General features: G+C 64.9%; 11 protein-coding genes. 2 read left to right on the top strand and 9 right to left on the bottom strand.

All coding sequences use genetic code 11. The annotated features are described in order from the left end of the window. From VJ604_RS11040 to VJ604_RS11005, 8 genes are all read right to left on the bottom strand, one after another. The coding region (locus VJ604_RS11040; RefSeq protein ID WP_324082461.1) for a mechanosensitive ion channel family protein at positions 1 to 1,428 on the bottom strand (1,428 nt) is incomplete at its 3' end. A gap of 3 nt (positions 1,429 to 1,431) precedes the next feature. Then, on the bottom strand, positions 1,432 to 3,108 hold the full coding sequence (locus VJ604_RS11035; RefSeq protein WP_324082459.1) for a mechanosensitive ion channel family protein: 1,677 nt from the start codon (positions 3,106 to 3,108) through the stop codon (positions 1,432 to 1,434). Positions 3,109 to 3,141: 33 nt separating this feature from the next. Beyond that, on the bottom strand, positions 3,142 to 4,251 hold the full coding sequence (locus VJ604_RS11030) for a hypothetical protein (RefSeq protein WP_324082457.1): 1,110 nt from the start codon (positions 4,249 to 4,251) through the stop codon (positions 3,142 to 3,144). Between the two features lie 19 nt (positions 4,252 to 4,270). Beyond that, positions 4,271 to 5,368 (bottom strand): AI-2E family transporter YdiK, encoded by a 1,098-nt coding sequence (gene ydiK, locus VJ604_RS11025; RefSeq protein ID WP_324082455.1) that lies wholly within the window; start codon positions 5,366 to 5,368, stop codon positions 4,271 to 4,273. 59 nt (positions 5,369 to 5,427) lie between these two features. Further along, entirely contained in the window at positions 5,428 to 6,036 is a 609-nt protein-coding gene (locus VJ604_RS11020; RefSeq protein WP_324082453.1) for a PqiC family protein, read from the bottom strand. Between the two features lie 102 nt (positions 6,037 to 6,138). Further along, complete coding sequence (locus VJ604_RS11015) at positions 6,139 to 7,131, bottom strand: MlaD family protein (RefSeq protein WP_324082451.1); 993 nt, start codon at positions 7,129 to 7,131, stop codon at positions 6,139 to 6,141. Between the two features lie 33 nt (positions 7,132 to 7,164). After that, positions 7,165 to 7,926: an ABC transporter ATP-binding protein gene (locus tag VJ604_RS11010; protein WP_324082449.1), complete on the bottom strand. Its 762-nt coding sequence runs from the start codon at positions 7,924 to 7,926 to the stop codon at positions 7,165 to 7,167. A gap of 26 nt (positions 7,927 to 7,952) precedes the next feature. After that, positions 7,953 to 9,077, bottom strand: coding sequence for an ABC transporter permease (locus VJ604_RS11005; protein WP_324082447.1), 1,125 nt, complete (start codon positions 9,075 to 9,077; stop codon positions 7,953 to 7,955). A gap of 466 nt (positions 9,078 to 9,543) precedes the next feature. On the opposite strand from VJ604_RS11005, the gene nhaA reads away from it, so the two are divergent. Then, positions 9,544 to 10,773, top strand: coding sequence for a Na+/H+ antiporter NhaA (nhaA, locus tag VJ604_RS11000; protein ID WP_324082445.1), 1,230 nt, complete (start codon positions 9,544 to 9,546; stop codon positions 10,771 to 10,773). Between the two features lie 16 nt (positions 10,774 to 10,789). Then, positions 10,790 to 12,826 carry a transporter-like protein gene (locus VJ604_RS10995; RefSeq protein ID WP_324082444.1) on the top strand — a complete coding sequence of 679 codons (2,037 nt, stop codon included), beginning with the start codon at positions 10,790 to 10,792 and terminating at the stop codon, positions 12,824 to 12,826. Positions 12,827 to 13,020: 194 nt separating this feature from the next. On the opposite strand, the gene VJ604_RS10990 is transcribed toward VJ604_RS10995, so the two are convergent. After that, on the bottom strand, positions 13,021 to 15,183 hold a 2,163-nt coding region (locus tag VJ604_RS10990), incomplete at its 5' end, for a mechanosensitive ion channel domain-containing protein (protein ID WP_324082442.1).

The raw sequence follows: 15,183 nt of genomic DNA, 5'->3' as shown, positions 1-15,183 counted from the left end.
GAAATCAGCCAGCGCCTTGATCAGGATGTAGGGGCGTGGTTCCCTGAGGATCCCGGGGGTGCGCTTAGCCGCCTCTAGCAGCATCGCCTCCACCTGCCGCCAGGGGGTCTCGTAGCCGATCCCCACGATGGTGTGCAGGATCAATCCCTTGCTCCCCGCCATGGAACTGAAGTTCACTACGTCCCCGTTCAGGATCTGGGAATTGGGGACGGTAACCTCCTCGTTCTTCAGGGTGAGCAGGTGCGTGACCTGCAAGCGGACGGCCATCACGTCCCCCACTATCTCACCCACCTTCACCCGGTCCCCCACCTTGAACACCCTCCGATAGGTCATCAGATAGCCGGCGATGATGTTGGAAATGGCCGTGGAAGAGCCCAGCGAAAAGACCACGCCGACGAAGAGGGATACCCCCTTAAAGGCGGCCGACTGCGAGCCGGGGATGTAGGGGTAGGCGATGATGATGCCGAAGGCGATGATGGCGAGGCGAACCAGTTTGTAGGTCGGTACCGCCCACTCCGCCTCGAATCCGTGCAGGGTCACCGACTTGCGCTCCACCGCCTCGAAGAAGTGACGCAGAACCCTCAGGACGAAGCGAAACAGGTAGTAGATGACCACCAGGATGATCAGATCGGGGACCAGGGCTGCCCCCCTCTTGCCGACCTCTCCCACGCCCCGCTTGATCAGGCCGAACAGGTTGTTTGCAGTACCGCGGGTCCAGGGAAACAGGGCCAGCACGACATGCAGGTAGATAAAGCCAAGCAGCAGCATGACCGTGGCACGCGTGGCGTACAGGATGCCGTGCAGCGCCTGCCAGATGGTCTCGGCCCGCACGATCTCGAAGGACTGGATGCCGACCGCATGGATGCGGTTCTTCAACCGCTGCGAGAGCTTGTCCTCCAGCCGTCGCCCGAGAAAGACCAGCAGAGCGATCCCCGCCAGCAGCGCGACGGTGGCCCCGGCAGTGTAGAGGGCACCTCGCAGCAGGGCATCGCTGCTGCGCAGGCGCCGGTAATCCTCGATAGCCTGGCGGATCCTGGCCAAATGCAGGTCGGCGAGGTGTTGGCGGGAATAGCGCTCCACTTTTGCATCGCCGTCGCTGACCGCCAGCAGGAACTCCTGCCCGGCCATGATAGTGGTGGAGTTGTCGACTTCCTCAGTCCGCAGCTCGCTACTGCGAAACGATTCATCGGCGGCGACCTTTTCTACCCGGTTCCTGATGGCTTCGGCACGTTGCGCGGCAGGGTACGAGGAGGCGCCCCTCACCCGGAAGAGCAGCTGGCCGTCGATCTCCACCGGTGCCGTTTCCAGGGCGGCGTCCGGCGAAGCAGCGGCTGCCGGCTGTTTATCGTCCGCCGCACTGATGGGCGCCGGCAGCGCAGCTAGCAGTACCACCAAAAGTGCCGTGAGTAGGAAAAGTCTGCGCGACATCGCTCACCTCGGCCCGGAAGGCTCACCGGGTGCCGCCGCAGGCGGGACGTACCAGCGCTCCTTGGGTACCACCGCCGGCGACTTGGGATCGAAGACGTAGTGGGGCGACATGATCTGCACCTCGAACTCGTTGAAGGCGTCCTGGATGTGCTGGTGCAGCTCGGAGTAGATGTCCAGCATCCTCTCCGGCGAGGAGGTATAGGCGTTCAGCTCGTAGCGGACGTAGAAGTCATCCAGGGCGGTCTGCAGGACGAAGGGGGGAGGGTCCTGCAAGAGACCGGAGGTACGCTGGGCGGCCTGCAGGAGGAAGGCATGGACCTGCCGCCAGGGGGTGTTGTAGCCGATGGTGATCGAGCTATGCAGGATGAGCCCATGTTCGCGGGCAAGGGAGCTGAAGTTGGTGACGTGGCTGTTGAGGAGGGAGGCGTTGGGGAAGACCACCTCCTCGTTCTTGAAGGTCTTCAGGTGGGTGACCAAGAGCCTGGTGCGCGCCACCTGGCCGACCAGGTCCCCGATCTTGATCCAGTCCCCCTGGATGAAGGCGCGCCGGTAGGTCATGTCCAGCCCGGCGATGATGTTGGAAACGGTGGAGGAGGAGCCGAGCGAGAGGAGCACCCCGAGGAAGATGGTGATCCCCTTGAAGGCGGGCGAATTGGAACCGGGGAAATAGGGGAAGGCCACCACCGCCACGAAGGCGATGAAGAGGAAGCGGGCGATCTTGTAGGTGGGCTTGGCCCATTCCCTGTAGAAGCCGGGAAAAGCGATGTTCCCCTTTTCCACCTCCACCGAGATCAGGCGCATGAACTTGATCACGTAGTAGGAGACCAGACTCAGTACCACCAGGAAGATCAGGTTGGGGATATAGTCGAGCACCCCCATCTCCATGGTCTGCAGCGGCACCAGCAGGTAGCTGAGGATCTGCCCGCTGAAGGGGCGGGTCCAGGGAAAGAAGCCCAGCACGACATGGAGGTACAGGTAGAGCAGGACCAGCACGATGACCAGCCGCAATCCCCGCATGCCGGCGATCAGGATGCTCCTCACCTGCTCCAGGCGGAGGACCTCGAAATTCTGGAAGTGGATGGCGCGCACCTTTCCGGATGCCAGCAGCACCAGGAACTTGCGGAACAGCATGCGCATCAGGAACAGGACAACCAGCAGCAGCAGGGTGGCGATGGCGGTCTTCACCACGCCATGCACGATATTCTTCGGCGCGCGAGCCTCCCGGTACTGGTCGATCGCCGCGCGCAGTTCCCCGACGATGGTCCGGGCGAGCTGCTGCCGGGACACCGCGAAGGCCCGGGCATCGCTTTCGAAGATCGCCATGATACCGCGGCCGTCCGCCATGATGTCGGTCGAGTCGTCGCCATCGACGGCGGTGATGGCGGCGGTGCGGATGGTTTCGTCCTCCGCCAGGCGGGTGATCCGCTCGCTGATCCGTGCCGCCCGCTCTTCCGGGGAAAGGGTGTGATAGCCGGGGTAGGAAAAGAGGCGGTTTCCGCCGAGCATCACCGGCGCCATCGGCACGGCAACCGCCTTGGCCGGCGTCGTCTGGGGAGGTATTTCTTTGGCCGGCGCCGTCTGGACAGGAGCCTCCTTGCCTTTGGCATCCTGGACGGGGGGCGCGGCTTCACCCCACGCCGGCACTGCCAGCGCCACCAGGATCACCCAAACAGCAAGCATCTTCCACCCGGATCTCATGGTCGGTTCCCTGCCTCATCCCCCCGCGTTGATGGTGACGATGGGGGCCCCCTGCTTGCCGCCGGTCTCGGTGAGGGTCATCACGAACATCAGGAACGAGAAGAGTTTCTTGGATCGGTAATCGCGATCGTCGATCCAGAACCAGCGGTCGCGGTAGGGGACGGCGGCGAAGTCGTCGTCCGGCTTCTTGGCGGAGCAGAGGATGCTGATCATGTTCCCCTTGATCCCCTCTCCTTCCGGCTCCATGGTCGGGGTGACCCGCTTCTCGGTCACGTGCTCGGGAGGCACCTGGACGGTGGCCGAGATGTCAGTCAGTATCTCGAGGATGGAGCGGGTAAGCAGAGCGACCTCATTCTCACCGGTGGAGACCGAACCGTAGACGACACGGAACTCTCCTCCCTCCTCCTGGAGGCCGAGCATCCGCCGCACCTCGCGGCTTTCCTTCTCCAGCTCCGGGTCCATCTTCTTGCGAAAAACCATGAAAAGCCCTTCCCGGTTATCCGCCTTCTTGACCCGCAGGGCGACCGCCCCTGAGGCCTGGATGCGCCGCAGCTTCTCCAGGATGATGTAGAACTGGGGGTCGGCCCTGCGTGCCCGGGAGGCGCCGCCGAACTGGTTCTGAATGCCGTTCACCGAGTGGACCAGGATGCGAAAGACCAGGTCGATGGGATAACTCCCCTCCACCAGGCTCATCACGGTGGTGGGTGCGACCGGGGTCATCAGGTTCTCGGCGAACTTGGCGCCGGACAAGGGAGTATAGGTGATGGTGGGGCGGTCGATGAAATTGCCGTCGATGCCGACCCTCTGGTTATTGCCGGCCGGAGGGTAGGACCAGCCGACCGAGGCGTTCAGGTCGGTGGTGAGCTGGTACTGGTTGATGATGGAGGCCACGTCCAGGAAGATGGGGGCATCGCCGTAGCGGATCTTGACGATGTTGAGCAGCATCTGGCGCTTCCAGGAGTCGGCGACCGCCGTGGTATAGTCGAAGCGGTCACGGGCGACCGTCGAGGGCCCTATGCCGAGGCAGCCGCTCAAGCAGGCGCAGAGCGCGAGCCCGAAGACAACTAGTGAAAACCGTCTCTTCAACACCTTCCCCCCAATCCGCTGTTGGATCTTCTCGTCCACCTGTTCACCTTTTCTCGTTTCAATCGGTAAGGGTGTCCTCCGGCTGCAACTCCTCCTGGTCCGGCTCCCTGCGCATGACCCAGGCCTGTAGAAGAGTGTAGGTGACCGCCAGCAGCACCGGCCCCACGAACAGCCCGATCACGCCGAAGGCGAGCAGGCCGCCGATGACCCCGGCGAAGATCAGAAGCAGCGGGAGGTCGGCCCCCTTCTTGATCAGGATGGGGCGGATCACGTTGTCGATGGTGCCGCAGAAGATCCCCCAGATGAGCATCGCTGTCCCCCAAAGGGGCTCGCCCGACCAGTAAAGCCACACCACCACCGGGATGAAGACCAGCCCCGGCCCGATCTGGGCGATGCAGAAGACGAAGATGACGGCGGTAAGCAGCACCGCGGCCGGCACTCCCGCCACCATCAGGCCGAGGCCGGCCAGGGTGGTCTGGACCACGGCGGTAACCACCACCCCCAGGGCGACCCCGCGGATGGCCCGGGCGGCCAGGATGGCGGCGTCCTCGCCACTTTGCCCCCCCAGACGGCGGGCGAAGCGGCAGATGCCGTCGGCGGCCTTGTCCCCGGTCGCGTAGAGGACGGCGCTGACGATCACCGTCAGCAGGAACTGCCCGATCATCAGCATCAGGTTGCCGGCCTGCGACATCATCCAGCCGACCGCCTGCTTCGCGTAGGGAACCAGCTGGGCGGAGAGCTCATCGCGGGAGACGGTGGCGAAGTACTGGTAGCGCTGGGCGATCTTCGGCCCCACCACCGGCAGCTTCCCGACCCAGTCCGGCAGTTGCGGCAGGGTGAAGGAGCCCAGGGATTTGGCCCAGGTGACGATGTCGTCGGAGCGCCCGATGACGGTGAGGATGGCGGCGGTGAGGGGGATCACCAGCAAAAGGAGCAGTCCCACGCTCATCACGGTGACTGCCAGCCCGCGCTTGCCCCCCAGCCGCCTCTGGACACCGAGCATCAGCGGCCAGGTGGTTACCACGATCATGGTCGCCCATACCAGCGCGGTCATGAAGGGGAGCAGGATGTAGAAACTGGCGCTGATCAGGACGCCGATGAAGATCACCGCCAGCATGTTGCGGACCAGGTCCGTTTCCGGGGTTGTATGCGTCATGTGCTCGACTCTCCCTTGGGCGTCAGGCGTTATCGGTTCGCCCTGCGCTGGAGCTTCGCTCATTGCTGCCGGGCCGGGATTTCCCGGGCGATCTCCCGGCTCACCTGCTCCAGGGTGCGGCCGACGGCGGCCACCATGGTCGGGTATCCCTTGTCGGTGAGCCGCTCGGAGACGGTGGAAATACGGGTCGCCACGTCCTTGCCGTCCGCCCCCGCCGCCACCGACCACTGCGCCTTCAAAAGCACCTGGTTCCCCGGCATGCAGTCGAGCCTGAGGATGCGCATCGACACCAGGTAATCCGCCTTTTCCGTCCGCAGGCGCGGGTAGACGTACACCCGGTCCGAATTGAGCAGCTGCACGAGGTTTTCCGCCAGCACCGCCGAGATATTGTCGGAGAGAGAGCCCGCCCAGCGGTCGTACTCGGCGAGGTCGATCTCGTTCTGCCCGTCCCGGGTCACGATCTGCGGGCGTTCCAGGTAGTCGGGGAGTTCCACCGGCGCTATGCTGATGGAAACCGGTTTCGCCTGCGGAGAGGCCTGCTTGGCCTGCTGCGCGGAGAGCGGGGTCAGCGTGTAGAAGCGGGCGGAGGGCGAACTGGCGCAGCCGGCGAGCCCGATGGCGACGGCGAGGAAGATCACTGCCCGTGTCAACCGATGTCCGTTTATCATGTCATTCTCCTTCCTGATCAGAACTCACCGTCCGCAGCAGGTCCCCCCCTTGATAAAGGGGGGACAGGGGGGGATTGCCTTTTCGCCGTTCACTTGCCGCACTCACTCTCCTTTGGCGGCCGCCTTCCCTCTCAAGAGCGACTCGGGATGGCGCTCCAGGTAGTCGGAGAGGTTGCGGAACGAGCGGGAGGTTGCGGAGAGCTCGCGCAGGGTCTTGTTCAGCTCCGTGGTCAGCCGCGCATCGGCGGAGTAGGCCTGCAGGGTCACCTCCGACTGCTTCAGGGCGGCCTGGGCCGAATCGAGGGTAGCCCTGCTGGTCGTCACCAGGTCCTTGATGTCGCCCCGCGCGGCGGCCATGGTCACTTTGGTCTCGTCGAGGGCGGCCTGGGCGGACTGCGAGGTGTCTCCGATGTGGCTGGCGAGCGGTCCGATCTCGTCGTTGAGATTCTTCACCAGTACCTGGACGTCCCGGATGGCCGCCTCTATGGTCTTGGTGGTCCTTCTGGCGTCGACCGATCTGACCAGCTGGTTGATCCCCTGCATGGCGCTGTTCAGGTTCTCCACGATCTCCTTGAAGGGAAGGTCTTCCAGCGTCTTCTGCAACTTCTCAAGCGGGGTCGGCACGCTCGGGATCTCGATGTGTTTCTTGTCGAGCCCGACGTAGACGGCAGGCGTGTTTGGCTGGAAATCGAGAGCGACCATCAGCTGCCCGGTCACGAAGCTCAGGCTCTGCAACTGGGTCCTAAGCCCGAGTTGCTTGACCGCCTTCTCGATCTCAGCCGGATCGTTCTGGAACTTGGCGGTGGTTCCCTTGAACTTTGCCGGTTCGACATCGAAGAGAACCGGGATGTGCAGGGTACGGGTCCGCTGGTCGGCGATGATGCCGATGTCGGTCACCTCGCCGACCTTCACCCCCTGGAACATCACCGGGGAGCCCACATTGAGCCCCTTCACCGAGCCGTCAAAGTAGGTGATATAGCTGTGCAGGGTGGTGAAGAACTTGCCGGCCCCCAGCACCAGCACCGTTGCCACCAGCAGGGCAATGGCTCCGAGCACGAACGCACCGATCGCTGTCTTGCTTACCTTGGTACCCATGGGCGACTCCGCTTTGGGGAAACGTTGACCTGCCTACTTCTGCCGCACGCCTTCTCCCCGTGTCAGGAAATTGATCACTTTCGGGTCCGGCGACTCCTTGAGAAGCCGCTTCGGATCGCCACTGGCGATCATGGTCTTTACGTCCGGGTCGAGAAAAACCGAGTTGTTGCCGATGGCGAAGATGCTCGCCAGTTCGTGGGTCACCACCACCACGGTGGTGCCCAGGCTCTCGCTCAATTCGATGATCAGGTCGTCCAGAAGCCGTGCGCTGATGGGGTCGAGACCGGCGGAGGGCTCGTCGAAGAAGAGCAGGTCCGGGTCGAGGGCCATGGCCCGGGCGAGCCCCGCCCTTTTCTTCATGCCTCCGCTGATCTCGGAGGGGTAGAACTCCTCGAACCCTCCCAACCCAACCAGCGACAGCTTGTAGGAGACCAGCTCCTTGATCTGCTTGGGGGGCAGCTTGGTGTACTGCTCGATCGGCATGGCGACGTTTTCCGCCAGGGTCATCGAGCTCCAGAGGGCCCCGCTCTGGAACAGGATGCCGAAGCGCCGCTTGAGCTGCTCCTGCTCCTCCGGTTCGGCTTTCCAGTAGTTCACCTTGTCGTAGATGATGTCTCCCTTGGCCGGTCTTTTCAGCCCCACCAGGTGCTTCAAGAGCGTGCTCTTGCCGCAGCCGCTCCCCCCCATGATGATGAAGATGTCCCCCTTGCCGATGGTGAAGTTCAGATCGCGCATCAGCACGAAGCTTCCGTAGGACATCTCCAGGCCGCGCACCTCGATGACCGGTTTCTTCACGCTTGTGGGTGTTTCAGCTGGCTCGTTCATATCCCCAGTACCTGGCAGGAAAGGGTGATGATCGCCGTCGCCACGACGATGCTGACAATGGCGGTGACCACGGCGGAGGTGGCCGCGTAGCCCACCGCCGAGGCGCTGCGGTCGCACTGGATGCCGCGCAGGCATCCGGCCACCGCCACCAGGATGCCGAACACGAAGCAGTGGGTGAGACCGACCAGGAAATGGGTCAGGTTGAGCGCCTTCTGGGTCTCGGCTATGTACTCCAGTACCCCCAGGTTCAAAAGCCCCACCCCGACCAGCATCCCACCCAACACCCCCATCAGGTCCGAGTAGACGCAAAGAAGCGGCATCATCAGCATGAGAGCGAGCATGCGGGGGAGGACCAGGTACTCGATGGGGGACAGCCCCAGGGTCTGCAGGGCGTCGATCTCCTCGTTTACCTGCATGGTGCCGAGCTGGGCCGCAAAGGCGGCGCCGGTCCGCCCCGACATGATGACGCCGGTCATCACCGCCCCCATCACGCGCACGATGCCGATCCCCACCACGTCCGCCACGTAGATCTGCGCCCCGAACATCTTCAGCTGGATGGCGGCCACGAAGGCGAGGATCACCCCGACCAAGAGGCTGATCAGGGTCACGATCCCCAGCGCCTGCGCGCCGGTCTCCTGCAGGGTGAGCGCCAGGTCGAGGCGGCGGAAATCGGCCTTGCCGCGCAGCATCCTGCCAAAGGCCACCGTCACCTCGCCGATGAAGGAAAGCACCTCCTTCACCCCGCCGACCACGCCGATCGCCTTGTTGGCAACCCGCTCCAGGAAGGGGGGGCGCGCGCTGCCGTGGGTCACGCCGCTTCGCTGGTTCTCCGGGGAGGCGAGCGCCATCAGTTTGCGGACCCCTTCCGGGAGCCCGGACTGGTCGACCGGGATACCGTCCCGACGGCAGAGGGCGAACAGGTTCGCCAGGAAGATGAGGAGCGCGCTGTCCCACTCGGCAAGCGCCCCGGTCTCGAAGGCGAGCCGCCTCTTCTCCGCCGCCGCCGCACTAAGCGCCCCTTCTGGCGAAGGGATGGAGTTTTGCAAGGTCCAGTCCCCGGCCAGGCTGACCAGCACGACGCCGTCGGTGCTGCTGTCAATTTTCAGTTGGCTTGCAGTCATGATGTCCCGTGCGCCTCTTAAAGCCGGGGGGAAAAGACTGGCAGCTAACGGAGCTAGCCCGTCCGTGTCAGTCGATTCTTCATCCCGTTTTGCTTCGAAGTTTGAGGTCCCTGTGACCAATCTCGCCGGCAGGCGTCCCTTTTCTTCATGGTAAAACCGTGCCAGTTCCCCAAAAACGCGCTACTGCCCGCCAGCAACGGGTATTTTGGCGCGGGAAAAGAAGGCGAGATCGGCGGACGGGGACGACATTTCAAACGGGGCACGATATTTCGTCCCTCACCGCTGCGCGAAAGTGAGCCGGACCGGGTGGAAAACGGGGGACGGCACGGGCAGGCCGCTCTCTATCGTTCCCGACTCTGCAGGCATGGTGCTTGCTGCGCTTTTTAGCTACCCGCGCTGGCCGGATCGGCAGCCCGCGCAGCGTGCAGACCGAAGTGCAGTGACGAAAGGGCCGGCGCAGACAGTTATGAGATCAGACTCGACAATTGGTATCGAAAGAAGTCTTCGGCTCCTCCAGGAGTTCCTGCGGCTGGAATCGGCGGGAGGGCTGGTGCTGATGGGGGCAGCTCTCTTGGCGATGCTGGTCGCCAACTCGCCGCTTGAGCGCCTCTACGGCGTGCTGCTCGAGCTCCCCCTGGAATTCAGGATCGGCAGCTTCGGGATAGCCAAGCCGCTTCTGCTCTGGATCAACGACGGGCTGATGGCGATCTTCTTCCTGCTGGTCGGCCTGGAGTTGAAGCGCGAGGTGGTACAGGGCCATCTCTCCACCCTGCGCGGCGCCAGTCTCCCCGCCTTCGCCGCCCTGGGCGGCCTGCTGGTCCCTGCCGCCATCTACGCGGCCTGCAACTGGAACGACGCCACCGCCCTGAAGGGGTGGGCGATCCCCTCGGCCACCGACATCGCCTTCGCGCTCGGGGTGTTGTCGCTTTTGGGCGACCGGGTGCCCCCCGCGCTCAAGGCCTTTCTTCTGAGCATCGCCATCTTCGACGACCTCGGGGCCATCGTGGTGATCGCCCTCTTCTACACGGCGAAACTATCCCTTACCGCGCTGACGGTTGCCCTCTTCCTGGTAGCCGCCCTCTTCCTGCTGAACCGCCTGGGAGTCACCAGGCCGGCCGCCTACCTGCTGCTGGGCATCCCCCTCTGGGTCGCCGTCCTGAAGTCGGGAGTGCACGCGACCCTCGCCGGGGTGGCGGTGGCCTTCTGCATCCCGCTGGGGCCGACGGCTGCCGGGGCGAGCGACTCCCCCCTCGACCGGCTCGAGCACCTCCTCCATCCCTGGGTCGCCTTCGGCATCCTCCCCATCTTCGCCTTCGTCAACGCGGGGGTCTCCTTCAGCGGTCTATCGCTTGCGGACCTCCTGCATCCGGTGCCGCTGGGGATCGTGGCCGGCCTGCTGGTGGGCAAGCAGCTGGGGGTGATGGCGGCCTGCGGGGCGGCGGTCCGCTTGCGGCTGGCGACGCTGCCGGAAGGGGTGCGCTGGTCCCAGTTGTACGGCACTTCGCTTCTGTGCGGCATCGGCTTCACCATGAGCCTGTTCGTCGCCTCGCTTGCCTTCGAAGAGGGAGGGTACGCCAACGTCGGACTGGAAAGGCTGGGGATAGTGGCGGGCTCGCTGATCGCGGGGGCGACCGGCTATCTCGCCCTTCGTTTTGCCCTCGGCCCCTCTACCGGCAAAGACGGCATTGCGCCCTGAAGGAGGAGACTGCTGGATGGCTTCGTTCCCGTTATCACTGTTCGGCAGGAAGGAGGAGCAGAGTGCGCTGCCTGCCGTGGAGGCGGTGCTCGCCCGTATGGTGGCAGGCGGGGAGGACCCGCTGGTGCTAACGGCCGCCTTCATCGACGCGCTGCGCCCCCCCCGCCGCTCCCCTGCCGATGCCGTGGCACGCTGCCGCGAGATGTTGGAGCTACTTGCCGCCCAACCGCGCTACCGGGAGGCGCTCAGCTCCACGGTACGCCATCTCTTCGCCGACCGCGAGCAGCGGCGTTTTTACACCGAGGCGGGCATCCTCCCCAACACCGGCTTTTTCTCGGAACTGCGCCGCAAGCTGGTGCACAAGATCCTGCCGGAGCTCCCCGACCAGCGCGACCTGAAGGACTGCGTCCACCTGGTATTCTCCCATCCCGCGGACCAGCGCTGGATCGACGAGATCCCCCCCCGGGACAAGGCGGTCTTCTGGGATTTCCTGAGCAAGGGGAGTTTCGAGGAGCCCGATGCCGCAAACCGCATCACCGTTCAGTTCCTGGACAGCCTGGTGATACTCGCCCACCGTACCGCGGCCATGGGGCTCGAGCCCGAGCTGCTCAGGGTGAATCCGCGCCTTTGCACCGGCGAGTCCCCCTTCATCGCCCTGGCGGCCGAAGTGGAGCAGTTCGTGGCCGGCTGCCGCGCCGACCTCCTCACCCCTGAGCAGGCGGTACACGACGAGCGGCACATCCTGGTCCTGCTCGAGCAGTGCCGAAGCGCCGTCAACCGGGCCAGCCAGACCGCCGCTTCCCGTGGCACCAGCATGCCGCTCACCTTCCTGATCGTCAGGCTCAGCCAGCATCTGGAGCGGCTCGAGCTGCTGGTCAAGCTGATGGCGGTCCGTTTCGACCCGGAGCTGGGGGAGGAACTGGCCAAACAGTGGAGCGACTTCTTGGCCGAGGTGCTGGCCGGCGAGCGGCAGAGAAACAGCCTGCGCACGTACTTCGCCACCCTGCTGGAACTGGTCTCCCTGCGCATCACCGAGAACGCCAGCCGGGTCGGCGAGCATTACATCGCCCGGGACCGCCTCGAGTGGCTCGGCATCCTGCGGGCGGCGGCGGGGGGGGGCTTCTTCATCGCCGTGATGGCGCTCTGCAAACTGCTGGCGAGCTCGCCGACCCGCCCCATCTTCGCCCAGGGCCTCCTGAACAGCCTCATCTACGCGGCGGGCTTTGCCGTCATCCACGTGCTGCACCTGATCGTGGCCACCAAGCAGCCGGCCATGACCGCGGCCACCATCGCCGCCACCGTCAGCCAGGCGCGCGGGCACCTGAAGGACAGCGAACGGCTGGTGGCGCTGATCGTGGACACCGTGCGCAGCCAGCTGGCCGCCATTGCCGGCAACGTGCTGGTCGCCCTGCCGCTGGCCATCGCCATCGGCACCGCCGCCAGTGTCAACTCCGGCCATCTCCTCCCCGCCGCCAAGTCGACTGCCCTGCTGGCGGAGATCGACCCCTTGGGCAACCCGGCGCTCCTCTACGCCGGCGTCGCCGGGCTCTGGCTCTTCGTGGCCGGGCTGGTTTCGGGCTACGTCGACAACATGTCCGCCTACTCGGACCTGGGCGCGCGGGTGGGGAGGCTCGGCTGGCTGGTGAAGCTGCTGGGGGGGGAACGTGCGGAGAGGCTCGGGAGCTATCTGGACCGCAACGCCGGCGGGCTGGCGGGGAACATCTTCTTCGGCTTCGCCCTCGGCATGACGCCGGCCATCGGCAAAGCGTTCGGGCTGCCGCTGGACATCAGGCACATCGCCTTCTCGGCCGCCACCCTGGGCTACGCGCTCAGCGCCCTCGATTGGAAGGTACCGCTTTTAACGCTGGCGCGCTGCGTGTCGGGGGTGGCCATGATCGGCCTGGTCAACCTGGCGGTCAGCTTCGCCCTCGCCCTCAGGGTGGCCCTCCGCTCCCGCGGCGTCCAGCCCCACGAGGGGTACGCCCTTTTGCGCCCCCTGTGGCGCACCCTGCTCAGCCAGCCCGCCAAGTTCCTCTACCCCGCCGGAAAATAGTCCTCACCCGGTTATCAGCTTCTCGGCCACCTCCCGCGCGCCTTCTCCCCCCGGGAGAGGGCGGGGGTGAGGGAAGCCCCGCTGCTGAACGCTGCCCCCCCCCGCCTCTGCCGGCTGCGCTCCCCCTCCCTCTCCCTCCCCCTTCGGGAGAGGGGACTCTCGGACGAGATGGGAACCTGCCACCTAACCGCCACTCACCGAGGTACTTCACCTCCCCCATCTCCGTACGTTGGCGGACCGGCAGAGGGAGGACCGAGGTCAACCACCCTGACCTCGATCGGTTTCACGGCATGCAGGTGCAGGTCGTGCTGCGGGAAGGGGATGGAGATGCCGGCGGCGGCCAGCATCTCGCCGATGCGATGGCGTATGTCGCTGAAGACCACCAGGGTGTTCACCGCCGGGTCGAGTTCCACCCAGAAGTAGGCGATGAACAGCAGCGAGCTCTCGCCGAAATTCTCGAAGACCACGTAGGGGGTGGGGTCGACCAGCACCTCGTGTTGCATCTCCACCGCCTTCAGGATCAACTGTCCCGTCTCCTTGGTCGGGGAGCCGTAGGCCACCCCCACCTGGATCGAGTAACGTACCCGCTTGTCGGAGGAGGTCCAGTTGATCACGTTCTGCTGCAGGAAGAGGCTGTTGGGGACCAGCATCTCCACGCCGTCGAAACGCTTGATGCTGGAGCTGCGCATGCCGATGGAGGCCACCCGGCCGCGGTGGCCGTCCACCTCCACGATGTCTCCCATCCTGATGGTGCGGTCGAACATCAGGATCAGGCCGGAGATGAAGTTGTTGATGAGGTTCTGCGCGCCGAAGCCGATGCCGATGGCGAGCGCGCCGCCGAAGAAGGCGAAGAAGGCGAGCGGGATGTTGACGAAGATGAGCGCGCTGATCACCACGCCGATGAAAAGGAGGTAGGTGAACAGGCGCCCGTAGAGTTGGGCGTCGTTGGCGGAAAGCCTCAGCCGCTTCATCGCCAGCCAGTGGAACAGTTTCTTGAGCCGCCGGATCACCCACGATCCCAGGAGCAGGATGAGCAGGGCCTCCGCCAGCTTGCCGACGGTGACGCTCCTCGGTTTGACGATCTTCTTCCCCTCCGCGATGATGGTCTCCTCGGCCACGTACAGCTCCGCGTTCCACACCTTGCCGACCATGGAGGAGAGGGTGGCGACCGCGGCGCGGGCTTCCCCCTTCACCGTCACCTGCTCCACCTTGCTCTTCGCTTCCTCGTCCCGGCGCCGCACCAGCTGTTCGTATTCGGTCAGGATGACGTCGCCGCGACGCAGCAGTGACTCCTGCTCCTGGTAGACGGCAAGGAGCTGGCGGGCCTCGCCGCGCTCGGCCGGGGAGAACTCGGGCGAGCCGAGCAGCTCCTGCTGGCTTTTCAGCAGGACCTGCAGGCGGGAGAGCTGCGCGGTGGCGTACTCCTTCCATTTGGCGACCACTGCCAGCCCCTGCTGCCTCCCCCTGATTTCCGAACGTTCGGCCTCGCTGATCTCTCCGGAAGCAAGACGGTAGCGCTCTTTCCAGACCGTCTCCTCGTTCTTCAGGATGCTGTTCACCCCGCTCAGGATGACGACGCGCGCGCCGGTCGCCTCGAAGACAGCCAGCAGCCGTTCCCGCTCCTTGAGCAGCCTCTCCAGCTTCCCTTTTGCGGCGGGATCTGAGCCGACCCTTTCCTGGGCCGCGCGTACGGCGGCCTCTCCGGCGTCCAGACGTCTCCTCGCTTGCTCTTCGTCGTGGATGGCCTGGTCCTGCTCCCGCCGCAGCTGGTCCCGGCGCCCTCCGATTTCCCGAAGCTTTCTCTCCAGCTCTGCGGGGGTGAAGCGGTAGCTCGCCTTGGCTGCGGTGAGCTTTTGCCGCAAGAAGTCGAGCTCGGCCTTGATCCCCTGCTGGGACTCGTCGATCATCAAGCCCCGCGCCTCGCCATAGAGGGTCCCTGCCTCGTTCAGCGCGTTGCGAAGCTGTGCCAGCTTCAGGAGCCATCTGCTGCGCGCCTCGCCCCGCCTCCCCCTGTTCTTCTCCAGGTTTTCCTCGGCCAGGCGCACCTCTTTGCGGGATAGCCTGAGACCGCCGGCGAACTCCTGGGCCTCGTCCTGCGCGGTACTGCGCACCACGTCGAGGGACTGCAGGTTGAGCTGTTTGGCCTCCATGGCATCACGCAGGCTGTCCAAAAGCGTGATGGAGTAAGGGGGCTTTTCCGGGAACCCCTGCCATCTCTTCATCTCCTCGGCGCGCTCACGGTTCCCCTTGCGGACGTTTTCCAGCCTGATCAGGACGTTGAGGTGCCCCTCCACTACTGCGGCCAGCCGGCCGGTCAGCCGCTCCCAGGTCTGCAGCTCGGCAGCGGTGGCCGTGTC

It is taken from the genome of Geomonas sp. (genome assembly GCF_035254065.1).
Classification (GTDB): Bacteria; Desulfobacterota; Desulfuromonadia; order Geobacterales; family Geobacteraceae; genus Geomonas.
This window is presented reverse-complemented; position numbering and strand designations above follow the sequence as displayed.